29 protein-coding genes are annotated in these 26,476 nt (G+C 63.6%); 21 read left to right on the forward strand and 8 right to left on the reverse strand.

Annotated features, from left to right (window positions below):
- The first annotated feature begins 1 nt into the window (after position 1).
- The 7 genes from DH08_RS34430 to DH08_RS34460 all read left to right on the forward strand — a co-directional run bounded on the left by DH08_RS34430 (position 2) and on the right by DH08_RS34460 (position 6,079).
- The gene (locus DH08_RS34430; RefSeq protein WP_192183651.1) at positions 2-253 is read left to right on the forward strand and encodes an exodeoxyribonuclease VII small subunit; all 252 of its coding nucleotides are present in this window, start codon (positions 2-4) and stop codon (positions 251-253) included.
- A gap of 46 nt (positions 254-299) precedes the next feature.
- A complete protein-coding gene (locus DH08_RS34435) occupies positions 300-566 on the forward strand; it encodes a DUF2277 domain-containing protein (protein ID WP_192183652.1) in 267 nt (88 codons plus the stop codon).
- A 14-nt stretch (positions 567-580) separates the two neighbouring features.
- Positions 581-1,501 (forward strand): pirin family protein, encoded by a 921-nt coding sequence (locus DH08_RS34440; RefSeq protein ID WP_192183653.1) that lies wholly within the window; start codon positions 581-583, stop codon positions 1,499-1,501.
- A 63-nt stretch (positions 1,502-1,564) separates the two neighbouring features.
- On the forward strand, positions 1,565-3,523 hold the full coding sequence (gene dxs / locus DH08_RS34445; protein ID WP_246801217.1) for a 1-deoxy-D-xylulose-5-phosphate synthase: 1,959 nt from the start codon (positions 1,565-1,567) through the stop codon (positions 3,521-3,523).
- Between the two features lie 147 nt (positions 3,524-3,670).
- Positions 3,671-3,964 carry a hypothetical protein gene (locus DH08_RS34450; RefSeq protein ID WP_192183655.1) on the forward strand — a complete coding sequence of 98 codons (294 nt, stop codon included), beginning with the start codon at positions 3,671-3,673 and terminating at the stop codon, positions 3,962-3,964.
- A 112-nt stretch (positions 3,965-4,076) separates the two neighbouring features.
- Positions 4,077-4,841, forward strand: coding sequence for a TlyA family RNA methyltransferase (locus tag DH08_RS34455; RefSeq protein ID WP_192183656.1), 765 nt, complete (start codon positions 4,077-4,079; stop codon positions 4,839-4,841).
- Positions 4,838-6,079 carry a class I SAM-dependent RNA methyltransferase gene (locus DH08_RS34460; protein ID WP_192183657.1) on the forward strand — a complete coding sequence of 414 codons (1,242 nt, stop codon included), beginning with the start codon at positions 4,838-4,840 and terminating at the stop codon, positions 6,077-6,079. Before DH08_RS34455 ends, DH08_RS34460 begins: the two co-directional genes overlap by 4 nt.
- An 8-nt stretch (positions 6,080-6,087) precedes the next feature.
- Here the strand turns inward: DH08_RS34460 and tldD are convergent, their stop codons facing one another.
- Positions 6,088-7,500, reverse strand: a complete 1,413-nt coding sequence (gene tldD / locus DH08_RS34465) for a metalloprotease TldD (protein ID WP_192183658.1) — start codon at positions 7,498-7,500, stop codon at positions 6,088-6,090.
- A gap of 135 nt (positions 7,501-7,635) precedes the next feature.
- Positions 7,636-8,181: an invasion associated locus B family protein gene (locus DH08_RS34470; RefSeq protein ID WP_192183659.1), complete on the reverse strand. Its 546-nt coding sequence runs from the start codon at positions 8,179-8,181 to the stop codon at positions 7,636-7,638.
- 387 nt (positions 8,182-8,568) lie between these two features.
- Between DH08_RS34470 and coxB the strand changes: the two genes are divergently transcribed.
- The 13 genes from coxB (at position 8,569) to DH08_RS34535 (ending at position 18,872) form a co-directional block, all read left to right on the forward strand.
- A complete protein-coding gene (coxB, locus tag DH08_RS34475) occupies positions 8,569-9,474 on the forward strand; it encodes a cytochrome c oxidase subunit II (protein ID WP_192183660.1) in 906 nt (301 codons plus the stop codon).
- Positions 9,475-9,512: 38 nt separating this feature from the next.
- A complete protein-coding gene (gene ctaD, locus DH08_RS34480; RefSeq protein ID WP_006206344.1) occupies positions 9,513-11,165 on the forward strand; it encodes a cytochrome c oxidase subunit I in 1,653 nt (550 codons plus the stop codon).
- Positions 11,166-11,238: 73 nt separating this feature from the next.
- Positions 11,239-12,183, forward strand: coding sequence for a heme o synthase (locus DH08_RS34485; protein ID WP_192183661.1), 945 nt, complete (start codon positions 11,239-11,241; stop codon positions 12,181-12,183).
- A gap of 2 nt (positions 12,184-12,185) precedes the next feature.
- Positions 12,186-12,347: a hypothetical protein gene (locus DH08_RS34490; protein WP_192183750.1), complete on the forward strand. Its 162-nt coding sequence runs from the start codon at positions 12,186-12,188 to the stop codon at positions 12,345-12,347.
- Between the two features lie 8 nt (positions 12,348-12,355).
- Positions 12,356-12,985 carry a cytochrome c oxidase assembly protein gene (locus DH08_RS34495; RefSeq protein ID WP_192183662.1) on the forward strand — a complete coding sequence of 210 codons (630 nt, stop codon included), beginning with the start codon at positions 12,356-12,358 and terminating at the stop codon, positions 12,983-12,985.
- 1 nt (position 12,986) lies between these two features.
- A complete protein-coding gene (locus DH08_RS34500) occupies positions 12,987-13,868 on the forward strand; it encodes a cytochrome c oxidase subunit 3 (RefSeq protein WP_192183663.1) in 882 nt (293 codons plus the stop codon).
- Between the two features lie 141 nt (positions 13,869-14,009).
- Positions 14,010-14,501, forward strand: coding sequence for a L,D-transpeptidase family protein (locus tag DH08_RS34505; RefSeq protein WP_192183744.1), 492 nt, complete (start codon positions 14,010-14,012; stop codon positions 14,499-14,501).
- A gap of 3 nt (positions 14,502-14,504) precedes the next feature.
- A complete protein-coding gene (locus DH08_RS34510; RefSeq protein ID WP_006206338.1) occupies positions 14,505-14,891 on the forward strand; it encodes a DUF983 domain-containing protein in 387 nt (128 codons plus the stop codon).
- On the forward strand, positions 14,888-15,643 hold the full coding sequence (locus tag DH08_RS34515; protein ID WP_192183664.1) for an SURF1 family protein: 756 nt from the start codon (positions 14,888-14,890) through the stop codon (positions 15,641-15,643). The genes DH08_RS34510 and DH08_RS34515 overlap by 4 nt, the downstream gene beginning before the upstream one ends.
- A 70-nt stretch (positions 15,644-15,713) precedes the next feature.
- The gene (gene ispH, locus DH08_RS34520; protein ID WP_192183665.1) at positions 15,714-16,724 is read left to right on the forward strand and encodes a 4-hydroxy-3-methylbut-2-enyl diphosphate reductase; all 1,011 of its coding nucleotides are present in this window, start codon (positions 15,714-15,716) and stop codon (positions 16,722-16,724) included.
- 7 nt (positions 16,725-16,731) lie between these two features.
- Entirely contained in the window at positions 16,732-17,694 is a 963-nt protein-coding gene (locus DH08_RS34525) for a homoserine kinase (RefSeq protein ID WP_192183666.1), read from the forward strand.
- A 5-nt stretch (positions 17,695-17,699) separates the two neighbouring features.
- Positions 17,700-18,230, forward strand: coding sequence for a ribonuclease HI (gene rnhA / locus DH08_RS34530; protein WP_192183667.1), 531 nt, complete (start codon positions 17,700-17,702; stop codon positions 18,228-18,230).
- A gap of 39 nt (positions 18,231-18,269) precedes the next feature.
- Positions 18,270-18,872 carry a histidine phosphatase family protein gene (locus tag DH08_RS34535; protein WP_192183668.1) on the forward strand — a complete coding sequence of 201 codons (603 nt, stop codon included), beginning with the start codon at positions 18,270-18,272 and terminating at the stop codon, positions 18,870-18,872.
- A gap of 2 nt (positions 18,873-18,874) precedes the next feature.
- Here DH08_RS34535 and DH08_RS34540 read toward each other — a convergent pair whose 3' ends face one another.
- The 3 genes from DH08_RS34540 to DH08_RS34550 all read right to left on the reverse strand — a co-directional run bounded on the left by DH08_RS34540 (position 18,875) and on the right by DH08_RS34550 (position 20,859).
- Positions 18,875-19,351: a DUF2938 domain-containing protein gene (locus tag DH08_RS34540; protein WP_192183669.1), complete on the reverse strand. Its 477-nt coding sequence runs from the start codon at positions 19,349-19,351 to the stop codon at positions 18,875-18,877.
- Positions 19,352-19,452: 101 nt separating this feature from the next.
- A complete protein-coding gene (locus DH08_RS34545) occupies positions 19,453-19,929 on the reverse strand; it encodes a peroxiredoxin (RefSeq protein WP_192183670.1) in 477 nt (158 codons plus the stop codon).
- Between the two features lie 123 nt (positions 19,930-20,052).
- Positions 20,053-20,859 carry a protein-disulfide reductase DsbD domain-containing protein gene (locus tag DH08_RS34550; protein WP_192183671.1) on the reverse strand — a complete coding sequence of 269 codons (807 nt, stop codon included), beginning with the start codon at positions 20,857-20,859 and terminating at the stop codon, positions 20,053-20,055.
- A gap of 215 nt (positions 20,860-21,074) precedes the next feature.
- Here DH08_RS34550 and DH08_RS34555 point away from each other — a divergent pair, with 215 nt between their 5' ends.
- Entirely contained in the window at positions 21,075-21,683 is a 609-nt protein-coding gene (locus tag DH08_RS34555; protein ID WP_040584182.1) for a YqgE/AlgH family protein, read from the forward strand.
- 3 nt (positions 21,684-21,686) lie between these two features.
- Here the strand turns inward: DH08_RS34555 and DH08_RS34560 are convergent, their stop codons facing one another.
- The 3 genes from DH08_RS34560 to DH08_RS34570 are packed head-to-tail and all read right to left on the reverse strand — an operon-like array spanning position 21,687 to position 26,474.
- Positions 21,687-24,566, reverse strand: a complete 2,880-nt coding sequence (locus DH08_RS34560; protein WP_192183672.1) for an EAL domain-containing protein — start codon at positions 24,564-24,566, stop codon at positions 21,687-21,689.
- A 3-nt stretch (positions 24,567-24,569) separates the two neighbouring features.
- Positions 24,570-25,166, reverse strand: a complete 597-nt coding sequence (locus tag DH08_RS34565; protein WP_192183673.1) for a GNAT family N-acetyltransferase — start codon at positions 25,164-25,166, stop codon at positions 24,570-24,572.
- A gap of 15 nt (positions 25,167-25,181) precedes the next feature.
- Positions 25,182-26,474: a M16 family metallopeptidase gene (locus DH08_RS34570; RefSeq protein WP_120014271.1), complete on the reverse strand. Its 1,293-nt coding sequence runs from the start codon at positions 26,472-26,474 to the stop codon at positions 25,182-25,184.
- Positions 26,475-26,476: the final 2 nt, after the last annotated feature.

Below are 26,476 nucleotides of genomic sequence, written 5' to 3' on the forward strand. Positions count from 1 at the left end.
TATGGCAGGCGAAGGCAACGACGACGTCAAGGCGATGAGCTTCGAGCAGGCGCTCGACGCGCTGGAAAAGATCGTCGACGATCTGGAGCGCGGCGACGTGCCGCTCGACCAGTCGATCCGCATCTACGAGCGCGGCGAGGCGCTGAAGGCGCATTGCGACCGGCTGCTGAAGGCGGCGGAAGACAAGGTCGAGAAGATCAGGCTGTCGCGCGACGGCAAGCCGGTGGGAACGGAGCCGCTCGACGCCGATTAGTTGGAACGAGGGCGGGGCAAGGGAAAACAGGCAAGGAGTTCAAGCGATGTGCAGAAACATCAAGACCCTGTTCAACTTCGAGCCGCCGGCGACCAACGACGAGGTGCATGACGCAGCACTGCAGTTCGTGCGCAAGCTCAGCGGCTCGACCAAGCCCTCGAAGCGCAACGAGCATGCCTTCAATCATGCCATCGAGGCGATCGCAGCCGCTGCGCGCGAGCTGCTCGATTCGATGGAAACCACGCAGGAACCGCGCAATCGCGAGGAAGTGGCGGCAAAGGCGAAAGCCAAATCGGCGCTCCGCTTCGCCTGAGGAAAGGAAACCTGATGAGCTTCTTTCCCGGCAATGACCCGTCGCCTGGCGACGCCTTCGCCTGCGACCAGATCGAGCTGATGGTCATTCCGAACGCCAAGGACATTGGCGGCTTCCAGGTTCGCCGCGCCTTGCCGACCGCCAGGCGGCGGCTGGTCGGTCCCTTCATCTTCTTCGACCGCATGGGCCCGGCCATCCTGCGCGCCGACCAGGCGCTCGATGTGCGCCCACATCCGCATATCGGCCTGTCGACGGTGACTTATCTGTTCGATGGCAAGATCAGGCATCGCGATTCGCTCGGCACCGAAATGGTGATCGAGCCCGGCGACGTGAATTTGATGACCGCCGGGCGCGGCATCGTCCATTCCGAGCGCACGCCGGAGGAATTGCGCGGCGCGCCGATGTCGATCTCCGGCCTGCAGACCTGGCTGGCGCTGCCCGACGGCAAGGAGGAGGTCGCCCCGGTCTTCGAGAACACGGCCGCCCTTCATTTGCCCGAAATCGATGCCGAAGGCATCAGCGGCCGCGTCGTCATCGGCGCGCTTTCGGGTCTGCAATCTCCGGTCACGACCGCCTCGGATACGCTCTATGCCGATCTGAGACTGGCGCCCGGCGCCAGCGTGAAAATCCCTGCCGATGCCGAGGAGCGCGCCATCTACACGCTGGAAGGCGAGGTTTCGATCGCCAGCGACCGCTTCCCGGCCGAGCGGTTGCTTGTATTCAAACCCGGCGACGAAATCGTCGTGTCGTCGCAGACGGGCGCCCATTTCATGCTGTTCGGCGGCGCCTCGCTCGGCTCCAAGCGCTACATCTGGTGGAATTTCGTTTCGTCGTCGAAGGAACGCATCGAACAGGCGAAAGAAGAATGGAAGACAGGCCGCTTCGACATCGTTCCTGGAGATGAGGAAGAATTCATTCCGTTACCGAACAATTAACGCCAGAGCTACCCGCGTCACTGACACGCATTTACATTCGCCGGCGGGCGGCATATTTCGCCCATGATCGACGCGCATGAACTTCAGATTTCAGCAGGCCCTTTAACAGTGAACGCAACGCTGCATACGCCGCTTCTCGACAAGGTCCGCATTCCGGCCGACCTGCGCACGCTTGACGAAGGCCAGCTGCCGCAGCTGGCTTCGGAACTGCGCGCCGAACTGATCGATGCCGTTTCGCACACTGGCGGCCATCTTGGCGCCGGCCTTGGCGTGGTCGAGCTGACGGTGGCGCTGCACTATGTCTTCAACACGCCGGACGACCGGCTGATCTGGGATGTCGGCCATCAGGCCTATCCGCACAAGATCCTGACCGGCCGCCGCGACCGCATCCGCACATTGCGCCAGGAGGGCGGCCTTTCCGGCTTCACCCGCCGCGCCGAGAGCGAATACGACCCGTTCGGCGCCGCGCATTCCTCGACCTCTATTTCCGCCGGCCTAGGCATGGCGATGGCGCGCGACCTGTCGGGTGGTCGCAACAACGTCATCGCCGTCATTGGCGACGGCGCCATGTCGGCCGGCATGGCCTATGAGGCCATGAACAATGCCGGCGCGCTCGACGCCCGCCTCATCGTCATCCTCAACGACAACGACATGTCGATCGCCCCGCCGACCGGTGCGATGAGCGCCTATCTGGCGCGTCTGGCTTCCGGCAGAACCTATCTGGGCCTGCGCGATTTCGGCAAGAAGCTGACCTCCTACCTCGGCAAGCGCGCCGATCGCGCCATCACCAGGGCGGTCGAACACGCGCGCGGCTACGTCACCGGCGGCACGCTGTTCGAGGAGCTCGGCTTCTACCACATCGGCCCGATCGACGGGCACAATCTCGAGCACCTGATCCCGGTGCTGAAGAACGTCCGCGACAATGGCGACGGCCCGGTGCTGATCCATGTCGTGACCCAGAAGGGCAAGGGCTATGGCCCGGCCGAGGCCGCCGCGGACAAATATCATGGCGTCAACAAGTTCGACGTCATCACCGGCGCGCAAGCCAAGGCGCCTGCCAACGCGCCGAGCTACACCAAGGTCTTCGCCGAAAGCCTGGTTCAGGAAGGCCGCGAGGACGACCGTATCGTCGCAGTCACCGCCGCCATGCCTAATGGCACCGGCCTGGATCTGTTCGGCGAGGCGTTTCCGACCAGGATCTTCGACGTCGGCATTGCCGAGCAGCACGCGGTGACCTTTGCCGCCGGCCTCGCCACCGAAGGCTACAAGCCCTTCGCCGCCATCTATTCGACCTTCCTGCAGCGCGCCTACGACCAGGTCGTCCACGACGTGGCGATCCAGAAACTGCCGGTGCGCTTCCCCATCGACCGTGCCGGCTTTGTCGGCGCCGATGGAGCCACCCATTGCGGCGCCTTCGACACCACCTTTCTGGCGACGCTGCCGGGCTTCGTCGTCATGGCGGCGGCGGACGAAGCGGAGCTGCGCGACATGGTGCGCACCGCCGCGCACTATGATGACGGCCCCATCGCCTTCCGCTATCCACGAGGCAACGGCGTCGGCGTCGACATGCCGGAGCGCGGCTCCGTGCTCGAAATCGGCAAAGGCCGTATCGTCAGGGAAGGCACCAAGGTGGCGCTGCTGTCCTTCGGCACGCGGCTGCAGGACTGCCTGCTGGCGGCCGAGGAGCTAGGTGCCGCCGGTCTGTCCACCACCGTCGCAGACGCCCGTTTCGCCAAGCCGCTCGACGAGGATCTGATCCGCCGGCTCGCCCGCTCGCACGAAGTGCTGGTCACGGTGGAGGAGGGTGCGGTCGGCGGCTTCGCCAGCCACGTGCTGCAGTTCCTCGCCCATGAAGGCTTGCTCGAAAGCGGCCTCAAGGTGCGTCCGCTGGTGCTGCCGGACGATTTCACCGACCACGCCAAGCCCGAGAAGATGTACGCCGACGCCGGGTTGGACTCGGCCGGCATCGTGCGCACCGTCTTTGCCGCGCTCGGCCATACCGCGCACGCGCAACGCGCCTGAATCTAAATCTCAAGCCTCTGAATCAGTTTGCCGGCTTTCGGCGGCAACTTATTGTTAACGCTTCCGTTTGGCGTTTCGCTTACCGTGTCTCTTGGCCGTTTTTCAACGGCGCCCTGCTAGAAATCAGTCCGGCAGGGGACGACAAAAATGAAAACGTTTTTGTATGGCATGGCCCTTTCGGCCGTCATCGCAGCACCTGCGATGGCCGAAACGCGCTACGACCGCAATCTCGAAAAGGCGGTGCTGGACATCGTCGCCGGCAAGATCGGCGGCATCCGCGGCGGCTTTTCCTACAAGCAGCGTCCACAATTCGTCGTCGTGCCGGACCCTGTCGCGCCGCCGGCGGCTCCTGCCGAGCGTCCGGGCAGGCAGGCTTCCGGCGATCGCAATGACGGTCTGGCGCCGGCGGTCGAGCGGCCGGTTTCGCGAACCGTCTTCTGAAGCAATTCCAGGAAAAGTGCGTAGCGGTTTTCCGTCCGGAATTGCGTAAAACAAAGAGACCGCCTCTTTCCAACATCCTTGCGTTCATCACCGGCTTTCGCCATGAAGGCCGATGAACTCCCCTCTGCCAGCCAGCACGCGCCAGCGGCTCGACGAACTGCTCGTCGAACGCGGCTTGTTCGCCAGCCGCTCTCGTGCCCGCGACGCGATTGAGCGCGGCACGGTGACGGTCGATGGCACCATTGCCCGCAAGCCTGGCCAGACCGTCCTGCCGCAATGCCTGATCGCGATCGACGACCCGGCGCAGGGGTATGTGTCTCGCGCGGCGCTGAAGCTGATTGCCGGGATCGACCATTTCGGTTTCGATCCCGCCGGCTGCGAAGCGCTCGACATCGGCGCCTCGACCGGCGGCTTCACGCAGGTGCTGCTCGAACGCGGTGCGGCGCATGTCACGGCGATCGATGTCGGCCATGGCCAGATGCATGCCGACATCGCGGGCGACCCGCGCGTCACGGTTATCGAGGGCCTCAATGCCCGCGACCTCACCGTCGGCGATCTCGACGGCCGCATTCCGGATTTCATCGTCTGCGATGTCAGCTTCATTTCGCTGAAGCTGGCGCTGCCGCCAGCCCTCGCATTGGCCGGCAGCGGCGCTCGCGCGGTGCTTCTGGTCAAGCCGCAATTCGAGGCCGGCCGCGCGGCGATCGGCAAGGGCGGCCTGCTTAAGGATCCCTATGACGCCGCCCGCGTTGCCGGCGTGCTGCAGGACTGGTTCGACAGCATGCCCGGTTGGCGCTCGCTGGGGCTGCATCTGTCGCCGATCGAGGGCGGCGACGGCAATCGCGAATTCCTGCTTGGTGGGATCAAAGATCGATGAGCGCGCGCTTCACCATCGCCAGGCTGGGCTCGCAAGGCGATGGCGTCGCCGAGACCGAAACCGGCGAAGTTTTCATTCCCTTCACGCTGCCCGGCGAAACCGTCAACGCTGCGCGCGAAAAGGATCGCGCCACGCTGATGTCTGTGCTGGAGGCTTCACCGCTCAGGATCGATCCGGCCTGCCGGCATTTCACCGAATGCGGCGGCTGCGCCGTCCAGCATCTGGAAGCCGAAGCCTACCGCCAGTGGAAGCGCGACAAGGTCGTGCATGCGCTGAAGAGCAAGGGCATCGTTGGCGATATCGGCGCCTTGGTGCCGTGCGCGCCGGCGACGCGCCGCCGCGTCGTCTTCTCCGCCCGGCGCACCGAGGCCGGCATGCGGCTGGGTTTCGTGCGCGCGCTGTCGTCGGAAATCATTGCCATCGAGGAGTGTCCGATCTCGCTGCCCGTGATCGTCGCTGCGCTCGATCGTCTTAAGAGACTTGCCGAACTGGTCTGCGCCACCACCAGATCGTTCCACATGACGGTGACGGTCACCGGGTCCGGACTCGACGTCGCGGTCCACGAATCCGGCAAGCTCGGCGAGAACCAGCGCCGCATCGCCTCGAACTTCGTCATCGCCGAGGGGCTGGCCAGGCTTTCGGTCGACGGCGAGATCATCGTCGAGCCGAAGAAGCCGGTGGTGCAGTTTGGAACCGTGGCAGTCGCGGTGCCGCCGGGCGCCTTCCTGCAGGCCACCGAGGCGGCTGAGCAGGCCATGGCCGATATCGTCGGCCAGCATCTGTCGCGCGCCAAGAAGGTCGCCGACCTTTTCGCCGGTTGTGGCAGCTTCGCGCTACGCCTGGCCGCGAAGTCGGAGGTCCACGCGGCAGAAGGCGACGCGCCGGCTCTTGCGGCGCTCGACCGCGCCTTCCGTTTCGCCAATGGCCTGAAGCGGGTGACCAGCGAACGCCGCGACCTGTTCCGGCGTCCGCTCACCTTCAAGGAACTCAATGCCTTCGACGGTCTTGTCCTCGACCCGCCGCGTGCCGGCGCCGAGGATCAGTCGAAGCAGATCGCCCGCTCCGACGTGCCGTTCGTCGCCGCGGTATCCTGCAATCCGGTGACGCTGGCGCGGGATTTGCGCATCCTGCTTGACGGTGGCTACGCACTGAAAAGCGTAACCCCGATCGACCAGTTCCTGTGGTCGCCGCATGTCGAGGCGGTGGCGCTGCTGGAGAAGCCGAAGAAAAGGCGGTAGTTCGAGCGTCAGACCCGCGTACCGCCGACCGTCATCTGGTTCATCCTGAGATGCGGCTGGCCGACGCCGACGGGCACGCCCTGTCCGGCCTTGCCGCACATGCCGATGCCGTTGTCGAGCTTCATGTCGTTGCCGATCATCGACACCCGGTGCATGGCATCCGGCCCATTGCCGATCAGCATCGCGCCCTTGACCGGCTGCGTCACCTTGCCGTTCTCGATCATGTAGGCCTCAGTGCAGCCGAACACGAACTTGCCCGAGGTGATGTCGACCTGGCCGCCGCCGAAGGAGACGGCATAGATGCCGTTCTTGACCGAGGCGATGATCTCGTCCGGCTCCATGTCGCCCGAGGTCATGTAGGTGTTGGTCATGCGCGGCATCGGCTGGTGGGCGTAGCCTTCGCGCCTTCCGTTGCCGGTCGCCTTCATGCCCATCAGCCGGGCGTTCTGGCGGTCCTGCATGTAGCCGACGAGCTTGCCGTCCTCGATCAGCACATTGCGGGCCGATGGCGTGCCTTCGTCGTCGACGGTTAGCGAACCGCGCCGTTCGGCAATGGTCCCGTCATCGACGACGGTGACGCCTTTGGCCGCCACCTGCTGGCCGAGCAGGCCGGCGAAGGCCGACGTCTTCTTGCGGTTGAAATCGCCCTCCAGCCCGTGGCCGACGGCCTCGTGCAGCATGACGCCCGGCCAGCCGCTGGAGAGCACGATGTCGAATGTGCCGGCAGGCGCCGGGATTGCCTCAAGATTGACCAGCGCCTGGCGCAGCGCCTCCTTGGCGGCATGCTTCCAGCTCTCCTCGACCAGGAACTCGCCGAACGCCTTGCGCCCGCCCATGCCGTAGGAGCCGCTCTCCTGGCGGTCGCCGCTGCCGACGACGACGGATACGTTGATCCTGACCAGCGGACGGACATCGCGCACCATCTGGCCGTCCGCGCGCAAGATCTCGACATGTTGCCAGGAAGCGGCGAGCGAGGCTGTTACCTGGCGCACGCGCGGATCCTCGGCGCGCAGCCAGGCATCGATTTCCTGCAGCAGCTTGGCCTTGGTCTCGAAAGAAGGCGAGGGGATCGGGTTCTCCTCGCCATAGAGATGGCGGTTGGTGCGCGCCGGTGCGGCGGCAAGCGTGCCGGAATAGCCGCCCTTGACCGTCGAAACGGCGTCGGCAGCCCGCAGCAGCGAGGCTTCGGAAAGGTCGCTCGAATGCGCATAGCCACTGGCCTCGCCGGCAACCGCGCGCAGACCGAAACCCTGGTCGGTGTTGAAATTGGCGGTCTTCAGTCGACCATTGTCGAACATCAGCGCTTCGCTCTCGCTGTATTCGAGGAACAACTCGCCGTCGTCGGCACCGTTGATGGTCTCTGCGACAATCTGTTTGATGCGATCGTCGGAAATATCGAATTGGCCGATCAGGCTGTTCATGGCAGGTCCGTCCGCGGGAGGATTGGGCGTTTTCCCCGATGTAGGCGCGAAGGCGCGCCGAGACAATCGGCAATGGCGCCAATCACAATGACGTCAGACGGGCGGCGCCAACGCAATGGCGATATTCATCGCGGATCAGGGCAGCGCGGCGAAGCCGTCGGCAAAGCCCTTGAGGTCGACCGGAATGCCGATGCCTTCCTCAGGCGTCTGGAAGACAATGAAGGTGGCCGAGGTGCCGGTCTTCAGCGTATCGAGCAGCGGCTTTTCGAGAATGACCTCGGCATAGCAACCGTCTTGGAAGCAGCGCACGAAATAGGCCCGGCCGATATCCTTGCCGTCGACATTGAGGCCGAGACCGTTGGGCAGCAGCACGCCGAGCGGCGCCAGCACGCGCAGGATCTCGGCCTTGTTGTCGGCGGTGCGCAGCACGACCACCGACAGCCCCATCTCCGGACGGTCTTCGGCGACGACGTTCTGCATCATCACGCATTGTTCTGAAGTCGCGCCGGCAGGTGTGTCGCAGATGATAGACCACGCGCCATGCGTCGAGCGCACCGTGCCGCTAGGCTGGGCGGCGTTGGCTGGGCCGATGCCCGACAGGCCGGTACCAAACAGGGCGGCAAGAAAAATGGCCTTGGCCAAAGTTCTCGAACACCCAAGTTTTGAAAGCCAAGAGATCATGACGGCTCCATTGCGAATCACGGCACTTTAAGCCGCGCCAAGGCCAAGTAAAGGACGAGACCGCCGCCCGTCCGCCCGGACACCGGCAACAATGCGCTTTTCCAAGCCAAATTCGCCCGAATTGCGACCGCCCGGCGCATAGTGCCAAGCATTCCGGAAAGTAGCGGTTGGTGTCCGCGCGTCAACGATTGACGAGAGGCGTCTTGCAGCCAAAAGCGAAGGCCGAGGCTTGCGCGCAAAAATGCCGCACGGTTTCGGCCGCTCCTTTCTTGCGGAGGGAAATAGAGTATGGTTTGAACCACCCTTGGGACTGTCCGGGATTCCCATCCCGGCGTGGTTCGTTATTCTTGCGGTCCGATCGCGAGGAACTGGGAGATGATGAGGGCGATGAGAAAATTCCTAGCTGGCGCCAAGTCTCTAGCAAGCGCCAAGTCTCTGGCAAGTGCGGCAGCCGCTGCCATGGTCATGGCCGGTGCGAGCGCCGCCCACGCGGCCCAGCCCCAGCCGTGGGAGATCGGTTTCCAGCCGCCTGCAACCGACATGATGCGGCAGATCGAGTGGTTCGGGAACTACACGATGTGGTTCATCGTTCCGATCACCATCTTGGTGCTTGTTCTGCTCGCCTACTGCATCTGGAAATTCCGTGCGAGCGTGAACCCAACCCCTTCGCAGACCAGCCACAACACGCTGATCGAAGTGATCTGGACGGTCGGGCCGGTCGTTATCCTGCTCTTCATCGCCATCCCTTCGTTCCAGCTGCTGACTGCGCAATACACGCCGCCTGAAGAAGCCAAGCTGACCATCAAGGCGACGGGAAACCAGTGGAACTGGGACTATGAGTACCAGGTCGACAAGACGCTCTCCTTCAACTCGGCCATCCTTCAGGACGGCGATCGCAAGGCCGCCGGCAAGGAAGATCGCAAGGTCTATCCGCGCCTGCTCGCCGTCGACAACGAGATGGTGGTGCCGGTCAACACCATGACCCGCGTGCTGGTCACCGCGACCGACGTCATCCATTCCTTTGCCATGCCCGCCTTCGGCATCAAGATGGACGCTGTTCCCGGACGCACCAACGAGACCTGGTTCAAGGCGGAAAAGGAAGGCCTCTACTATGGCCAGTGCTCGCAGCTCTGCGGCAAGGACCACGCCTTCATGCCGATCGCGATCCGCGTCGTCTCCGATGCGCAGTACAACACCTGGCTGGCGGCAGCCAAGACGGACCTTCCCGGTGCCAACAAGGCGCTGATGGCCGAGGTCGACGGCACAAACAAGGTTGCGGCCGCCGGCAACTGATGCCGCGACCGAAATAAGATCAGGGAACGGAGCCGAACATGGCAGACGCTGCAGCTCACGACGATCACGATCACAAGCCGTATCACGGCTGGGTCCGGTGGGTGTATTCGACCAACCACAAGGATATCGGTACGCTCTATCTGATCTTCGCGATCTTCGCGGGCATCGTCGGCGGCGCCCTGTCGGTCGTCATCCGCATGGAGCTGCAGGAGCCGGGCATCCAGATCTTCACCGGTCTGGCGCAGATGGTCTACGGCATGAACGGCGATGCCGCGATCGACGGCGGCAAGAGCATGTACAACGCCTTCGGCACCGCGCACGCGCTGATCATGATCTTCTTCATGGTCATGCCGGCGCTCATCGGCGGCTTTGCCAACTGGATGGTGCCGATCATGATCGGCGCCCCGGACATGGCCTTCCCGCGCATGAACAACATCTCGTTCTGGCTGCTGCCGCCGGCCTTCATCCTGCTCATCGCTTCGGCCTTCATGCCGAGCGCGCCGGGCGCCTACGGCGTAGGTGGCGGCTGGACGCTCTATCCGCCGCTGTCGACCTCGGGCCAGCCCGGGCCAGCCATGGATCTGGCGATCCTGTCGATCCACATAGCCGGCGCCTCGTCGATCCTCGGCGCCATCAACTTCATCACCACCATCTTCAACATGCGCGCGCCGGGCATGACGCTGCACAAGATGCCGCTGTTTGCCTGGTCGGTGCTGATCACCGCCTTCCTGCTGCTGCTGTCGCTGCCGGTTCTGGCCGGCGGCATCACCATGCTGCTCACCGACCGCAATTTCGGCACCACCTTCTTTGCGCCGGACGGCGGCGGCGACCCGATCCTGTTCCAGCACCTGTTCTGGTTCTTCGGTCACCCGGAAGTCTACATCCTGATCCTGCCGGGCTTCGGCATCATCAGCCACATCGTCTCGACCTTCTCGAAGAAGCCCGTCTTCGGCTATCTCGGCATGGCTTACGCCATGGTCGCCATCGGTGCGGTGGGCTTCATCGTCTGGGCGCACCACATGTACACGACCGGCCTGTCGCTCGACACGCAGCGCTATTTCGTCTTCGCCACGATGGTCATCGCGGTGCCGACGGGCGTGAAGATCTTCTCCTGGATCGCGACGATGTGGGGTGGGTCGATTTCGTTCAAGACACCGATGCTGTGGGCGCTGGGCTTCATCTTCCTGTTCACCATCGGTGGCGTCACCGGCGTCCAACTGGCCAATGCCGGCCTCGACCGCTCGCTGCATGACACCTATTTCGTCATCGCCCACTTCCACTATGTGCTGTCGCTTGGCGCGGTCTTCGCCATCTTCGCCGGCTGGTACTACTGGTTCCCGAAGATGACCGGCTACATGTACTCGCCCGTCATCGCCAACACCCATTTCTGGGTCACCTTCGTCGGCGTCAATCTGATCTTCTTCCCGCAGCACTTCCTCGGCCTTGCCGGCATGCCGCGCCGCACCATCGACTATCCGGACGCGTTTGCCGGCTGGAACTGGGTGTCGTCCATGGGATCCTATATCTCGGCCGTCGGCGTGATGATCTTCCTCTATGGCGTGTTCGAAGCCTTCCAGAAGAAGCGGATCGCCGGCGCCAACCCATGGGGAGAGGGCGCAACGACGCTGGAATGGCAGCTGCCTTCGCCACCGCCGTTCCACCAGTGGGAACAGCTGCCGAAGATCAAGTAGGCGGCTGCCCGCGAATACGAAACCGCCGGCACGCCGGCGGTTTTGGCCAACGGAATGATGGACTTAAGTACGCATGGCCCTAGTCGACAAACCATTGATTGACGAAGCGGGCTTTCGCATGTCGGAAGCCACCGCGGGCGATTTCTTCGCCCTGCTGAAGCCGCGCGTCATGTCGCTGGTGGTGTTCACTGCCTTTGTCGGGCTGGTCGCGGCGCCCGTGACAATCAACCCGCTGCTGGCGGTGATCGCGATCCTGTCCATCGCCATCGGTGCCGGCGCCTCCGGCGCGCTCAATATGTGGTACGACGCCGACATCGATGCAGTCATGACCAGGACCGCAAGCCGCCCCGTCCCCGCCGGCCGCATCCAGCCCGGCGAGGCGCTGACCTTCGGCCTGGTGCTTTCCGTGCTGTCGGTGATGACGCTCGGCGTCCTGGTCAACTGGCTGTCGGCGAGCCTGCTGGCCTTCACCATCTTCTTCTACGCCGTCATCTACACGATGTGGCTGAAGCGCTGGACGCCGCAGAACATCGTCATTGGCGGTGCCGCCGGCGCTATTCCGCCCGTCATCGGCTGGGCCGCGGTGACCGGAACGATCAGCCTCGAAAGCCTTGTCCTGTTCCTGATCATCTTCCTGTGGACGCCGCCGCATTTCTGGGCGCTGGCGCTGTTCAAGTCCGAGGACTATGCCAGGGCCGGCATCCCGATGATGCCGAACGTCGCCGGCCAGGCTTCGACCCGGCGCCAGATATTCGCCTACGCGCTGATCCTTGCGCCCATTGGCGTGCTGCCATGGGTCCTCGGCTTCACGACGCCGGCCTACGGTATCGCCGCGCTGCTGCTCGGCGCAGGCTTCGTCTGGTATGCGTGGAAGGTACTGCGCATGAGCGACGGCGACCGCGAGATGAAGCCGGCCAAGGCTTTGTTCGGCTACTCGCTGCTCTACCTCTTTGCCATCTTCGCCATTTACCTTGCCGACAGCGTCGTCAGTCGCGCGCTTGCCATCGGCGGAGCATGATCATGGTCGACAAGAAGCTCGAACTCATCACGTTGACGGAACGCCAGAAGAAAGCCCAGCGCAACCGCTCCGCTGCCATTGGCCTGGCGCTGGCGGTTCTTGTCGTCATCTTCTACGTCGCCACCATCGTGAAATTCGGTCATACCGGCGGCGCGTCGATGTGAGGCCGAAGATGACCCGCCAGACAGTCACCGATCCCGTAAAGAAAAACACCAACCGCGTTGTCGCGGGCGTTTGCATTGCCTTCTTCGCCGGCATGATCGGCATGGCCTACGCCGCCGTGCCGCTCTATGCGATGTTCTGCCAGGCGACCGGTTATGGCGGCACGACCAAACGCGCCACCCAGCAATATGCGAACCGCGTACTCGACCGCGATGTCGCCATCCGCTTCGACGCCAACACCGCCGGCGTTCCCTGGCAGTTCCAGCCGGTCACCCGTTCGATCACCATCAAGATCGGCGAGACGGTCCAGGCGCACTACACCGCGACCAACAAGTTCGACCGCCCCGTTACCGGCCGCGCGACCTTCAACGTGCAGCCGGAACTGGCAGGCCCCTACTTCAACAAGGTGGAGTGCTTCTGCTTCACCGACACGACGCTGAAGCCCGGCGAGACGCTGGACATGCCGGTCGTGTTCTACGTGGATCCCGACATCGTCAACGTGCCGGAACTGAAGGACTTGAAGACCATCACTCTGTCCTACACCATGTTCCCGGTCGAAATGAACAAGCCGGTCGCGTCCTCAGTGCCGGCCGCAAGCAGCAACAAAGTTCCAGATACCGAAGCAAATCTCGGGGGTTGATATGGCCGACGCGCACGCAAAACCACAGCATGACTACCATCTCGTCGACCCGAGCCCGTGGCCCTTCCTGGGCTCCATCGGCGCGCTGGTGACCGCTATCGGCGGCGTCGCTTATATGCAGTATCTCAAGGCTGGCGATTTCCCGATCTTCGGCTACAACATCGCCAATCCGTGGCTGTTCTTCATCGGCCTCCTGATCGTTATCTACACCATGTTCGCCTGGTGGTCGGACACCATCAAGGAAGCGCATGAGGGCCATCACACCCGCGTCGTGTCGCTGCATCTGCGCTACGGCATGATCATGTTCATCGCTTCGGAAGTGATGTTCTTCGTCGCCTGGTTCTGGGCTTTCTTCGACGCCAGCCTGTTTCCCGGCGAGGTCCAGAATTACGCCCGCACCACCTTCACCGGCGGCGTCTGGCCGCCGAAGGGCATCGAGGTCCTCGATCCCTTCCACCTGCCGCTCTACAACACCATCATCCTTCTGCTGTCGGGCACGACCGTCACCTGGGCGCACCATTCGCTGCTTCACGGCGACCGCAAGGGCCTGATCAACGGCCTGGTGCTGACCGTCGGCCTCGGCATCCTGTTCACCATGGTGCAGGCCTACGAATACATGCACGCGCCGTTCGCCTTCAAGGATTCCATCTATGGCGCCACCTTCTTCATGGCGACCGGCTTCCATGGTTTCCACGTCATCATCGGCACCATCTTCCTGGCTGTCTGCCTGATGCGCGCCATGAAGGGCGACTTTACCCCGAAGCAGCATTTCGGTTTCGAGGCGGCGGCCTGGTACTGGCACTTCGTCGACGTAGTCTGGCTGTTCCTGTTTGCCTCGATCTATGTCTGGGCCTCGAACGGCGCGCTGATCGAAGGCCACTGACCAGGGCAATTCCAGGAAAAGCGCGTAGCGGTTTTCCGTCCGGAACTGCTTCAAGCAGACAAGGTTCACGATTTGCGAAGGCGGCTGCGGCGACGTGGCCGCCTTCTTCATTTCGGCGCAATGATCGTCGATCGAATGCCGATGCGGCTGACCATCACGTTTGCTATCTGTGCATCAACACTCGCTGCGGCCCCAGCCCTTGCCGGGGACATGGTCGATCTTGTGCGCGTCGACAAGTCGGAGCGGCGGCTGGAACTGATCGGCGATGGCAAAATATTGCGCACTTACGGCATCGCGCTGGGTGGCGACCCTGTCGGGCACAAGCACAGGGAAGGCGACCAGCGCACGCCCGAAGGGCGCTATTTGCTGGATTGGCGCAACCCCGAAAGCATCGCGCACAAGTCGATCCACATCTCCTATCCGACTGCCGTGGAGATAGCGGCTGCGAAGGCGGCCGGCGTCGAACCCGGCGGCATGATCATGATCCATGGCCAGCCCAACGGCTATGGCTGGTGGGGCTGGCTGCTTCAATTGGTCGACTGGACCGACGGCTGCATTGCCGTTACGGACTCCGATATGGATGAAATCTGGACCATGGTGGCCGATGGAACTCCAATCGAGATCGAGCCGTAGAGCATGAGCGACGACAAGGCGATCTGGCCACCCATCGAGCCGATTTCGGCCGGCCTGCACGGCCGCTGTCCGCGCTGCGGCGAGGGCCGGCTGTTTTCCGGGTTCCTGACCGTCGGCAAGCGATGCACGAATTGCGGCCTTGATTATTCCTACGCCGATGCCGGCGATGGACCGGCGGTGTTCGTCATCCTGATTATCGGCTTCATCGTCGTCGGGCTTGCGCTGTGGGTGGAAGTGACGCTGAGCCCGCCGCTGTGGCTGCATCTGCTGATCTGGATACCGTTGGCGCTGGTGCTGTGCCTGACGGCGCTCAGGCTGATCAAGGGCGTGCTGTTGACGCTGCAATACGCCAACAAGGCGGCCGAGGGCCGGCTGGACCGCAGCGAATGAGCCAAGCATCGGCCAAGAGTTCCGGCCGTTCGCGGCCGAAGACGGCATTGCTGCTCGGCCTCAGCCTGGTGGTGTTCGTCATCCTGCTGGCGCTAGGGACCTGGCAGCTCCAACGCCTGCACTGGAAGCAAGGCCTTCTCCAGACCATCGACCAGCGCACGCATTCGGCGCCGCGGCCGCTGGCCGAAGTCGAAAGCCAGTTCGCTTCCTCTGGTGATGTCGACTACACGCCGGTGATGGTGTCGGGCACTTTCCTGCACCAGGGCGAGCGGCACTTCTATTCGACCTGGGACGGTGCTGCCGGTTTCGACGTCATCACCCCGCTGCAACTGGATGACGGCCGTTTCGTGCTGATCAACCGCGGCTTTGTTCCCTATGACCTCAAGGACGCCGCCAAGCGGCCGCAGGGGCAAGTGGCAGGCAAGGTGACAGTGACCGGGCTCGCCCGCAGCCCGCTGCTGGCGAAGCCGTCGATGATGCTTCCAGACAACGATATCCGGAAGAACATCTTTTACTGGAAGGACCGCGATGCGATGTCGGCGAGCGCCGGCCTGCCGGCCGCTGCCCGGCTGGTGCCGTTCTTCATTGATGCCGACAAGACGCCAAACCCCGGCGGCCTGCCGGTCGGCGGCGTCACCATCATCGACCTGCCCAACAGCCATCTGCAATACGCTTTCACCTGGTACGGCCTTGCCGCTGCCCTTGCCGGCGTCCTCATCTTCAGGCTTCGCCGGCCGGCGAAAGCGGAATGATCGTTGCCGCCGCCCTTGACAGGGCAGGGGTGCGCACCTCATTTCGGCTCTGAACAACCGGCCCGGATTCATGCTTCACACCACAACCAAGCCCCCATTGACGATCAGGCTCTGCCAGCCGCGCGGCTTTTGCGCCGGCGTCGACCGCGCCATCCAGATCGTCGTGCTGGCGCTGAAGAAATACGGCGCGCCGGTCTATGTCCGCCACGAGATCGTCCACAACCGCTACGTCGTAGAGGGCCTGCAGAGCCTGGGTGCCGTCTTCATCGAGGAACTGTCGGAAATCCCGACCGAGCATCGCCAGAGCCCGGTCGTGTTTTCGGCGCATGGCGTGCCGAAATCGGTGCCGGCCGATGCGCAGGCCCGCAACCTGTTCTATCTCGACGCCACCTGTCCGCTGGTCTCCAAGGTCCACAAGCAGGCAATGCGCCACCAGCGGCTTGGCCGCCATGTGCTTTTGATCGGCCATGCCGGGCATCCCGAAGTGATCGGCACCATGGGCCAGCTGCCGGACGGCGCCGTCACGCTGATCGAGACCGAGGCGGACGCCGCGAAGCTTGCGCCTGCCAATCCCGAGGCACTCGGCTTCGTCACCCAGACGACGCTGTCGGTCGAGGACACCGCCGGCATCATCCGGGCATTGCAGGATCGCTTTCCCGCCCTGCACGCGCCGGCAGCGGAATCGATCTGCTATGCCACCACCAACCGCCAGGAGGCGGTCAAGGAGACCGCGGCGGGTGCCGATCTCTATCTGATCGTCGGCGCGCCCAACTCGTCCAATTCGCGGCGTCTTGTCGAAGTCGCGGAACGCGCCGGCGCCACGATGTCGCTTCTCGTGCAGCGCGCTTCTGAAATTCCGTGGAATGACATCGCCGGCATCTCGACGCTCGGCCTGTCGGCCGGCGCCTCGGCGCCGGAAATCATCGTCGACGAAATCATCGATGCCTTCCGCCAGCGCTTCGATGTGACGATCGATCTGGCGATCACGGCAACGGAAACGGAGGACTTTCCGGTCATGCGGGTTTTGCGCGATGTCGAACTGACAAAGGCCGACATGGCTTTCGTCAACGGAGCCGCGTGAACAGCCCATGGCGGTCTACACCGATGTCAGCGAAGGCGAGCTCGGCACGTTCCTGCAGGCCTATCCGGTCGGCGAACTCCTGTCCTACAAGGGCATTGCCGAAGGCACCGAGAATTCGAATTTTTTGCTGCACACGACGAGCGGTTCCTACATCCTGACGCTTTACGAGAAGCGCGTCGACAAGGCCGACCTGCCGTTCTTTCTGGGCTTGATGGGCCATCTCGCCAGGAAGGGCATTTCCTGCCCGCTTCCGGTGACCGCGCATGACGGCACCGTCATCGGTGCGCTGGCCGGCCGCCCGGCGGTCATCATCACCTTCCTTGAGGGCCTGTCGCTGCGCCGGCCGACGGCAGCGCATTGCGGCGAGGTCGGCAAGGCGCTGGCCGAACTGCATCTTGCCGGCCAGGATTTTTCGATGAGCCGGCCGAACGCGCTTGCCATAGATGGCTGGCGCAAGCTGTGGAACGCCTCCCATGCCCGCGCCAACGAAGTCGAGCCGGGGCTGGCGGCGGAGGTCGATGCCGATTTCGTCGATTTTGAGCGCAACTGGCCGAAGGACCTGCCGCAGGGCATCATCCATGCCGACCTTTTTCCCGACAATGTCTTCTTCCTCGGCGAGAAACTGTCCGGGCTGATCGACTTCTATTTCGCCTGCGACGACCTCTATGCCTATGACGTCGCCACGTGCCTCAATGCCTGGTGCTTCGAGAAGGATTTTTCGTTCAACCTGACCAAGGGCACCGCGCTGCTGGCTGGTTACCAAAGCGTGCGGTCCCTGAGCCCCGACGAGAAGGCCGCATTGCCGATCCTGGCACGGGGATCGGCGCTGCGCTTCATGCTGACCCGCCTTTATGACTGGCTGACCATTCCCAACGGCGGGCTGGTCATGAAGCGCGACCCGACCGAGTATATCCGTCGCATGCGCTTCCACCGGCCGATCCAATCTCCTTCCGAATACGGGCTGATATGACTGACATGACCAAGCGGGTTGAAATCTTCACCGATGGCGCCTGTTCGGGCAATCCCGGACCCGGTGGCTGGGGAGCGATCCTGCGCTTCAACGGCAAGACCAAGGAACTGTCGGGCGGCGAGGCCGAGACGACCAACAACCGCATGGAACTGCTCGCTGCCATCTCGGCGCTCAATGCACTGAAGGAGCCCTGCGCGGTCGACCTTCACACCGACAGCAAATACGTCATGGACGGCATTTCCAAGTGGATCCATGGCTGGAAGAGGAACGGCTGGAAGACCGCCGACAAGAAACCGGTCAAGAACGGCGAGCTCTGGCAGGCACTGGACGAAGCCAACAGGCGCCATCAGGTGACCTGGAACTGGGTCAAGGGCCATGCCGGCCATGCCGAGAACGAGCGCGCCGACGAACTGGCACGCGAAGGCATGGCGCCGTTCAAGAAGGGTCCGTCAAAGCCTACAGTGACGCCGCAGCCAGCTGCACAGGCAAAGCCACCGGCGGTCGCAAAGGCGCGGCGTTCGACCCAGAGTTATTGAATTCGGGCGCCTCCGCTGACTGGCAGAAAGACCTCCATCGTGCCTGTCGCATACTATATCACGCATCCCCAGGTTCAGATCGATGCCGGCATTCCGGTGCCGCAGTGGGTGCTATCCGACATCGGGCGAGCAAGAGCCTCCGCAATGCTCGACCAGCCATGGGTCGGGTCGATCCGGCGTATCGTGTCGTCAGGCGAACGCAAGGCGATAGAAACCGCCGAGATCGTCGCAAGGCATCTGCGCCTTGCGGTCGAGGTCAGGGAACGGATGCATGAGAACGATCGGTCGGCAACGGGGTTCCTGCCGCCGCCGGAGTTCGAAGCGGCTGCGGACCAGTTCTTCGCCAATCCACAAAGCAGCATTCGCGGATGGGAGCGGGCCATCGACGCCCAGCATCGTATTGTGAGCGAGGTCGAAGCCGTGCTTGGCGCCAACGGCGCCGACGATATTGCCTTCGTGGGCCATGGCGGCGTGGGAACGCTCCTGCTGCTTTCTCTCAGCGGCCGGGAAATCAGCCGCGAAGCGGATCAGCCGGCGGGCGGCGGAAACTACTTCGCTTATGATATCGGAGCACGCCGCGTTCTTCACGGCTGGCGGCCGATCGATGGCGCGGTGCAACGCGTTGACGACCAATTCAGCTGAATTCAGCGGATCATCAGCGCCGTACCGTAGAGCCCAAGCGCGAACACGGTGTGCGACACCAAATTGAGCGCTCGGATCTGCATCGGATTGGGGCGCTTTGAGGCTGCCCAGCCGGCACCCATGCCGGGTGCGAGCAGGAACCAGCCGGCGCCGACGGTCACCATGCCGAGGATGAAGGCCGGCAGGAAAGTCGGCGCGGCAAGCCAAGCCGTTCCCGCAAGAAGGACGAGGATGATGCCGTAGGCGATGCCGACGGCATAGTGGAAGGCCCAGCCCAGCGCCACTTCCTGTGCGTAGGGCGAGGCCTCCGCGATGTCGTCGTGAAACACCTTGTTCCTCAAGTGCCAGACCCAGCGGCCGACCGGCCCCCAGTTCGGCCGCGGCTGGCCAAAGGCCACATGAAGGAAGAGGGCCCAGATATCCATCAGCACCGTCGCGCCAATGCCGATCGCCACGCTGCGCCAGACAATATCGAACATCGCCGAGGTCCCCCAAAAAGTGAAAATCCAGAAGCACCTACACGCGCGCGGCCGTCACGCCAAGGCGAACCTGACGGCCTTCGACTGACTGCCGTGGAGGTTCAGAGCTGTCCCAGGATATGCGCCGCACCCGACTCGTCGACACCTGGCTTGGTCTCGACATTGAACGCGGTGACCTTGCCGTCGTCGACGATCATCGAAAAGCGCCTCGAGCGCAGCCCCATACCGTCGCTGGCGTAGTCGAGGCCGACCGACTTGGCAAAATCGCCATTGCCGTCGGCGAGATAGAGGATCTTGCCCTCGCCGCCGGTGAAGCGCGCCCAGGCGCCCATGACATGCACATCGTTGACCGAAACGACTGCGATGGTGTCGACCCCACGCGCGAGGATAGCGTCATGGTTCTCCAGATAGCCGGGCAGGTGGTTGTTGCTGCAGGTCGGCGTGAAAGCGCCGGGAACGCCAAACAGCACGACCTTCTTTCCGGCGAAGATCTCGGCCGCCGTGATCGGCTTGGCGCCGTCGGTGGTCATCGTCTTGAAGGTCGCGTCGGGCAGCTTGTCGCCAACGGAGATGGTCATGGATGCCTCGTTCAATGTGTGGGGAAGGGACCTGTCCTTGCGATAGCGAAGTCAGGCGTCGCTCGCAACCGCCATGGCGCCTGGCGCAATGGATGTTGCCGTCTGTGCATCCGCGCTCTGCCGTCACGGGAAAGGCAGCATGCCTTCGACCGCGCCTTCGGCGCTTGTCAGCGTGTAGTAGAGCCCGCCATCGGTCGGTGTCGTCGACGGTCGGTCGAGGATCGGCACCGTGAACAACAGCTTGCCGTCTTTTTCGCTGCGAACCGGAGCACCGAACATGTAGTCACTTTCACCGGCGACGAAGAAGTCGGCAGCTTCCGGGTCGCCTGGAAAGCTCGCCTCGACGATCAGTGTCTCGTGGTCGCCGGGCAGCACGTTGATGCCGAAATCGGGCCGTGGAGCAGCCGGCAGGGTGGCAAGCGCTGCCTTCACCTGTGCAGCGTCCTTGGCATTGTCCGGATCGGCCCCGGGATCGACGCTCAGCCTTGTCTGCACCGGAATGCAGATCGTCTCGCAAATGCCGAGGAAAATGTTGGCGTCGATGACCGCCGGCTGATCCGGCGCCGACAGCGTGAAGGTAATCGGCAACGAAACCGGATGGTCGTAGCCGGCCCACTTGCCGTAGCCGTCGTCGTGACGCTGCGGCGGCGGAAACGAAAACCGCGCGTCGGAGATGTTGGTGCTGGCCGAGATGTCGATTTGCGGTGGCACGCCGGCATCGCCAGGGTCGCGCCAATAGGTTTTCCAGCCGGGCTTGAGCGCAATGTCGAGCACGCCCTGGATACGCCCGGCTTCGTCGGGCTTGCCGCTGGTTACAAGCCGTACCTTGCCGCCCTCGCTGTTGTACCAGACCGAGGAGGAGGCCAAGGCCGGAAGGCCCGTTCCCAAGACGACAGCAGCGCTGGCAAGCAGGATTCTCAAGCTTTGCATGGCCGTGATTTGATCGTCCGTTCGTGGCAGCGCAATGATCTCATGACCCTTTCGGTATCATATTTGCGTGACATCGCAGCTAGGGTTGTTGGAGTTGGACTTTCAACCCGACGATGCGCGATCCGCGAGTTCGTCTGCTCCGGGCACGGGCGGCCGACCTCAAATCGCGCGAGGCGCATCTTTTCGGCGCCCCGGAAACGCGTTACCCTCACGCCATGGACTTGTTGCGCCACAAGAAGACGGCTGCTGGACGCGGCTTTCTCGACGACCAGTTCCTGATTGCCATGCCCGGCATGAAGGACGACCGTTTCACGCGCTCCGTCATCTATGTTTGCGCCCACAGCGACGAGGGCGCGATGGGCCTCATCATCAACCAGACGCAGCAGATGCTGTTTCCGGACCTTCTGGTGCAGCTCGGCATCATGAACGAGCAGGAGGCGATACGCCTGCCGGCGCAGGCGCGCGACTTCGTCGTGCGCAATGGCGGGCCGGTCGACCGCAGCCGCGGCTTTGTCCTGCATTCCGGCGACTACCGGGTTGAATCGTCGCTCAGCGTCTCCGACGACATCTGCCTGACCGCGACCGTCGATATACTGCGCGCCATTTCGTCGGGCCGCGGGCCTCGCCGCGCGCTTATGGCGCTTGGCTATTCGGGCTGGGGTGCAGGCCAGTTGGAAAGCGAGATCGCCGAGAACGGATGGCTGACCTGCCCGGCCAGCCCCGAGCTTCTGTTCGACGCCGACATCGAGCGCAAATACGACCGCATCCTTGCCTCGATCGGCATCGATCTGGCGCATCTCAGCCTGGCCGCCGGCCACGCCTGAACATCACGCCTGCGTAAGCGGATACTGCTCCTTCAGCGTCTTCAACACCTGGTCGCCTGGCATCGGCGCGCCGAACATGAAGCTCTGCACATATTCGCAGCCCATCTGGCGCAGCTCCAGCGCATCGCTCTCGTCGGAGATGCCTTCGGCGACCACCGACAGGCCGAGCTCATGCGCCATGTGGACCATGGATTTCAGCAGCACCGCGCGCTTCGGCGTCTTATCGTCAACGAAGCTCTTGTCGATCTTGATGGTGTCGAAGGGGAAGCGCGTCAGGTAGGACAGTGACGAATATCCGGTGCCGAAATCGTCCAGCGACAGGCCGATGCCGAGCTGCTTCAGCTTGTTCAGCACATGCGATGTCTGCTCGGGATTGTCCATCACCAGCGATTCGGTAAGTTCCAGCCGGAAGCAGCGCGGCTTCAGATTGGCGCGCGCGATGACGGAGCGTACGTCGCTGACCAGGTCGCGGCGGATGAGCTGGCGGCTGGAGAGGTTGACTGAAACCGATAGCGGCGCATCGCCGATCTGCTTTTGCCAGGTCGCCAGATCCTCGGCCGCCTGCTGCATGGCGAACAGGCCAAGCTGCACGATCAGGCCGCAGTTTTCGGCGACGGGGATGAAATCCCCCGGCGGGATCATGCCGCGGCGCGGATGGTCCCACCTGAGCAGCGCCTCGAAGCCGGCGACGCTGCCGTCCTCCAGGCGCACGATCGGCTGGTAGGCGAGCGTGAATTCGCGCCGCTCGATGGCGCGGCGCAGGTCCGATTCGAACTGCAGCCGGTCGGTGCCGACGGTGCGGAAGGCGGGTCGGAACGGCTCGATCCTGTCGCCGCCGAAGCGCTTGGCCTGGTGCATGGCAAGCTCGGCGTCCTTGACCATGTCCTCGGCCGAAGTCTGCGCCGTGGTCCAGGTGATCAGCCCGATCGAAGCGGTGAGCACGATCTCGCGCTTGGCGAAGGTGATCGGGTTGTTGATCGCATGCTTGATGGCGTCGGCAACGGCCGCGATGCGGGCCGGGTCCTGTTCCGACAGAAGCATCAGCGCGAACTGGTCGCCGGCAAAGCGCGACAGCGAATCCTTGGGCTTGAGCAGCCGGTGCAGGCGCCGCGCAATGGTCAAAAGGATGGTGTCGCCGGCTGAAATGCCCAGACCGTCATTGACCTGCTTGAAGCGGTCGATGTCGATGACGAAGACCGTCGGGCGCACCTTCTCCTCGGTGCGGGCGATCGAGATGATCGCCTCCAGCCGGTTCATGAACAATTCGCGGTTCGGCAGGCCGGTCAGATTGTCGTGCACGGCATCGTGCAGCAGCCTTTCCTCCGACTTCTTCTGCTCGGTCACGTCGACCATGGTGCCGACGCAGCGGATCACTTCGCCGTCCGATCCGATCACCGGCCGGGCGCGCAGCGAGAACCAGTGATAGTGGCCATCGGCGCCGCGCAGGCGGAAATTCTGCGAGACCCGGCCGCGCCGGTGCTCCAGCACCACGTCAAGCGTGGTGCGGAACGTGTCGCGATCGTCGGCATGCAGCACCGGCAGCCAATTGCGCGCGGCGCCCCCCAGGCTGTTCGGCGTCAGGCCAAGCTGCACGCTGACATCGGGCTTGGTCACCACGCGGTCGCGCAGCACGTCCCAGTCCCAGACGATGTCGCCCGAACCTGCGACGGCCAACGCCTGGCGCTCGAGGTCGGAGAACAGGCCTTGATGCAGCGCGCCGCCGGCAAAGGCATGCTGCATGACGGTGAAGCCGATCAGCAGGATGATCAGGATCAGCCCGCCGCCAAGTGCCGGCTGGGCGATGTCGTTGTCGAGCATGCCGGTGATCGCCATCCATGACCCGCATAACCATAACAGCACCATCACCCAACTGGGCACCAGCATGATGGCGCGGTCGTAGCCGCGTATGCCGAGGAAGATGATCAGCCCGAGCCCGGTCACCGCGGTGGCGGCGAAGGAAAGCCTGGCGATGCCGGCGGCGACCGCCGGATCGATGATGGCGACGCCCGCGATCAGCACCAGCCCGAGGATCCAGACCAGCGCGCCGTAGCTGAAATGGCCGTGCCATCGGTTGAGGTTGAGATAGGCGAACAGGAACACCACGAAGGTCGCCGCAAGCGCCACCTCCGTTCCGGCCCGCCACATCTGCTCATTGCCCGGCGATATCTCGATGACCTTGTTGAGGAAGCCGAAATCGACGCAGATATAGGCAAGCACCGCCCAGGCCAGCGCTGCGGTCGCCGGGAACATCGAGGTTCCCTTGACGACGAAAAGGATGGTCAGGAACAGCGCCAGCAGGCCGGCGATACCGATGACGATGCCGCGAAACAGCGTGTAGGAATTGACCGAGTCCTTGTAGGATTCCGGATCCCACAGATAGACCTGCGGCAGTTTCGGCGAGGCGAGCTCGGCGATGAAGGTGATCACCGTGCCGGGGTTCAGCGTCACCCGGAACACGTCGGCGTCGGGGCTGGTCTGGCGGTCGAGCGCGAAGCCTTCGCTGGGCGTGATGGCGGCGATGCGGGTCGAGCCGAGATCGGGCCAGAAGATGCCCGAATTCACCAGCCGGAAATGCGGCGCCACGATCAGCCGGTCGAGCTGCTGGTCGGTGGTGTTGGCCAGCGCGAACACCGCCCAGTCGCCGGTCGAGCGCGCGTCATTGGCCTCGACCTCGATACGCCTGACGATGCCGTCGGGTCCCGGTGCGGTCGAGACCTGGAAATTTTCGCCCTGGTTCCGGTAGATTTCGACGGCGCCGGACAGGTCGAGCGCGACGTCGTCGCGAGCGATCTTGATCGGCTCGACGGCGAAGGCCGAAGACGCAGCGCAGAGCGTCACCAGGAGGAGCGCGAACAACGAGCCGATTCGCAGGAAATTCGTCAAAAATCAGCCCTTCGTTCCAGCGCCCGGCGGATCGTCCGCGATCCGGGCGTAGAGGTAGTGGTCCTGCCAGATTCCGTTGATCCTGAGATAGGATCGCAGAAGTCCTTCGCGCCGGAATCCGGCTTTTTCAAGCACGCGGATCGACCGTGCGTTGTCGGGAATACAGGCAGCTTCGATCCGGTGCAACCTCAGCGTATCGAAGGCGAATTGCGACACCAGCTTGACCGCTTCGGTCATCAGGCCACGGCCGCCATAGCGCTCGCCGATCCAGTAGCCGATATGGCCGCTTTGCGCGACGCCGTGGCGGATATTGCCGAGCGTGATGCCGCCGGCAAGCTTGCCGCTGCTCTTCTCGAAGATGAAGAAGGCGATGGCCGTGCCTTGCGCATAGTCCTCGCGGTAGCGGCTGATGCGCAGCCGCCATGCCGTGCGGTCAAGCTCGTCCGGCGTCCAGCGCGGCTCCCACGGCTCCAGGAAGGCGCGGCTTTCGCCGCGCAGCGCCGACCATTCGCGGAAGTCGTTGGTCAGCGGCACGCGCAGCGTAATCCGGTCACCCTTCAGTGCCGGCAGATCGCGGCGAAAGAAAGGGAGCGCGAACATGGCGCTTGGGAGGTCTTAGACGGCGAGCTTGCGGGCCGTCGTCTGCGTGCCCGAAAGCGAATCGAGGATCGCCTCATAGGGCGCAAGCGTACCCACGGGGCCGACGGCGGTGAGCGTCGGCTTGGTCGAAAACAGTCGCGCCGACAGGTCGGTCAGCCGCTCGATGGTCAAGGCCGAAAGCCGCTCCATCAGTTCTTCCTTGGCGATCGGCCTGCCGAAAAGGAGCAGTTGCCTGGCGATCTGCGAGGCGCGGCTGGCCGGGCTTTCGGCCGACATGATCAGCCCCGCGCGATACTGCGCCCGGGCCCGGTCGAGCTCTTCCTGCAGGATGTTTTCGCCTGCCTTCTGCAACTCGTCGATGATGACGGGCACCAGCTTGGCGATGTCGCTCTGCCCGGTCGCGGCATGGACGCCGAAGATGCCGGTGTCGGAAAAGCCCCAGTGGAAAGCATAGACCGAGTAGCACAGGCCGCGCTTTTCGCGGACTTCCTGGAACAGCCGGGACGACATGCCGCCGCCGAGGATCATCGACAGCACCTGCGAGGCGTAGAAGTCGCGCACATGGTAGGCGCGGCCCTCGAAGCCGAGCACGATCTGCGCATCCATCAGGTCGCGGTCCTCGCGGAAGTCGCCGCCAACATATTGCGCATATTGCGGAATATTGCTCTCGGCCTTGGCGCGGAAGCCGCCCAGATGCTTCTCGACTTCGCGCACGAAATTGTCGTGCTTGATGTCGCCGGCGGCCACGACCACCATGCGCTCGGCGCCGTATTGGCGTTCGATGAAATTATGCAGCTGCTTGGAGGTGAAGGACTTGACGGTCTCCGGCGTGCCGAGGATGGAGCGGCCGATCGTCTGATGGCGGAAGGCGGTTTCGGTGAAACGGTCGAAGACAATGTCGTCGGGCGTGTCGTGCGCGGCGCCGATCTCCTGCAGGATCACATGCTGCTCGCGCTCCAGCTCCTCCGGGTCGAATTCGGACTCCTGCAGGATGTCGGCAAGGATGTCGACCGCCAGGGGCACATCGTCGGAGAGCACCCTGGCGTAATAGGAGGTCGTCTCGACGCTGGTGGCGGCATTGATCTCGCCGCCGACATTCTCGATTTCCGAAGCGATTTCGAAGGCGGTGCGCCTTTTCGTACCCTTGAAGGCCATATGCTCGAGCAAATGGGCCATTCCGTGCTCTTCTTCGCGCTCATTGCGGGCGCCTGACTTGACCCAGGCACCAAGGGCAACGGATTCGAGACTTGGAAGGGTTTCGGTTGCGACTGTCAGGCCGTTCGACAGACGGCTTACCTCAACACCCATAT

It is taken from the genome of Mesorhizobium amorphae (genome assembly GCF_014843845.1).
In the GTDB taxonomy this organism is placed as follows: Bacteria; Pseudomonadota; Alphaproteobacteria; order Rhizobiales; family Rhizobiaceae; genus Mesorhizobium; species Mesorhizobium amorphae_A.

What these genes read in the sequence shown, in the direction of transcription:
- DH08_RS34430 (WP_192183651.1), top strand. Translation starts at nt 2, where the DNA reads ATGGCAGGCGAAGGCAACGACGACGTCAAGGCGATGAGCTTCGAGCAG.
- DH08_RS34435 (WP_192183652.1), top strand. Translation starts at nt 300, where the DNA reads ATGTGCAGAAACATCAAGACCCTGTTCAACTTCGAGCCGCCGGCGACC.
- DH08_RS34440 (WP_192183653.1), top strand. Translation starts at nt 581, where the DNA reads ATGAGCTTCTTTCCCGGCAATGACCCGTCGCCTGGCGACGCCTTCGCC.
- dxs (WP_246801217.1), top strand. Translation starts at nt 1,565, where the DNA reads ATGATCGACGCGCATGAACTTCAGATTTCAGCAGGCCCTTTAACAGTG.
- DH08_RS34450 (WP_192183655.1), top strand. Translation starts at nt 3,671, where the DNA reads ATGAAAACGTTTTTGTATGGCATGGCCCTTTCGGCCGTCATCGCAGCA.
- DH08_RS34455 (WP_192183656.1), top strand. Translation starts at nt 4,077, where the DNA reads ATGAACTCCCCTCTGCCAGCCAGCACGCGCCAGCGGCTCGACGAACTG.
- DH08_RS34460 (WP_192183657.1), top strand. Translation starts at nt 4,838, where the DNA reads ATGAGCGCGCGCTTCACCATCGCCAGGCTGGGCTCGCAAGGCGATGGC.
- tldD (WP_192183658.1), bottom strand. Translation starts at nt 7,500, where the DNA reads ATGAACAGCCTGATCGGCCAATTCGATATTTCCGACGATCGCATCAAA.
- DH08_RS34470 (WP_192183659.1), bottom strand. Translation starts at nt 8,181, where the DNA reads ATGATCTCTTGGCTTTCAAAACTTGGGTGTTCGAGAACTTTGGCCAAG.
- coxB (WP_192183660.1), top strand. Translation starts at nt 8,569, where the DNA reads ATGAGAAAATTCCTAGCTGGCGCCAAGTCTCTAGCAAGCGCCAAGTCT.
- ctaD (WP_006206344.1), top strand. Translation starts at nt 9,513, where the DNA reads ATGGCAGACGCTGCAGCTCACGACGATCACGATCACAAGCCGTATCAC.
- DH08_RS34485 (WP_192183661.1), top strand. Translation starts at nt 11,239, where the DNA reads ATGGCCCTAGTCGACAAACCATTGATTGACGAAGCGGGCTTTCGCATG.
- DH08_RS34490 (WP_192183750.1), top strand. Translation starts at nt 12,186, where the DNA reads ATGGTCGACAAGAAGCTCGAACTCATCACGTTGACGGAACGCCAGAAG.
- DH08_RS34495 (WP_192183662.1), top strand. Translation starts at nt 12,356, where the DNA reads ATGACCCGCCAGACAGTCACCGATCCCGTAAAGAAAAACACCAACCGC.
- DH08_RS34500 (WP_192183663.1), top strand. Translation starts at nt 12,987, where the DNA reads ATGGCCGACGCGCACGCAAAACCACAGCATGACTACCATCTCGTCGAC.
- DH08_RS34505 (WP_192183744.1), top strand. Translation starts at nt 14,010, where the DNA reads ATGCGGCTGACCATCACGTTTGCTATCTGTGCATCAACACTCGCTGCG.
- DH08_RS34510 (WP_006206338.1), top strand. Translation starts at nt 14,505, where the DNA reads ATGAGCGACGACAAGGCGATCTGGCCACCCATCGAGCCGATTTCGGCC.
- DH08_RS34515 (WP_192183664.1), top strand. Translation starts at nt 14,888, where the DNA reads ATGAGCCAAGCATCGGCCAAGAGTTCCGGCCGTTCGCGGCCGAAGACG.
- ispH (WP_192183665.1), top strand. Translation starts at nt 15,714, where the DNA reads ATGCTTCACACCACAACCAAGCCCCCATTGACGATCAGGCTCTGCCAG.
- DH08_RS34525 (WP_192183666.1), top strand. Translation starts at nt 16,732, where the DNA reads ATGGCGGTCTACACCGATGTCAGCGAAGGCGAGCTCGGCACGTTCCTG.
- rnhA (WP_192183667.1), top strand. Translation starts at nt 17,700, where the DNA reads ATGACCAAGCGGGTTGAAATCTTCACCGATGGCGCCTGTTCGGGCAAT.
- DH08_RS34540 (WP_192183669.1), bottom strand. Translation starts at nt 19,351, where the DNA reads ATGTTCGATATTGTCTGGCGCAGCGTGGCGATCGGCATTGGCGCGACG.
- DH08_RS34545 (WP_192183670.1), bottom strand. Translation starts at nt 19,929, where the DNA reads ATGACCATCTCCGTTGGCGACAAGCTGCCCGACGCGACCTTCAAGACG.
- DH08_RS34550 (WP_192183671.1), bottom strand. Translation starts at nt 20,859, where the DNA reads ATGCAAAGCTTGAGAATCCTGCTTGCCAGCGCTGCTGTCGTCTTGGGA.
- DH08_RS34555 (WP_040584182.1), top strand. Translation starts at nt 21,075, where the DNA reads ATGGACTTGTTGCGCCACAAGAAGACGGCTGCTGGACGCGGCTTTCTC.
- DH08_RS34565 (WP_192183673.1), bottom strand. Translation starts at nt 25,166, where the DNA reads ATGTTCGCGCTCCCTTTCTTTCGCCGCGATCTGCCGGCACTGAAGGGT.
- DH08_RS34570 (WP_120014271.1), bottom strand. Translation starts at nt 26,474, where the DNA reads ATGGGTGTTGAGGTAAGCCGTCTGTCGAACGGCCTGACAGTCGCAACC.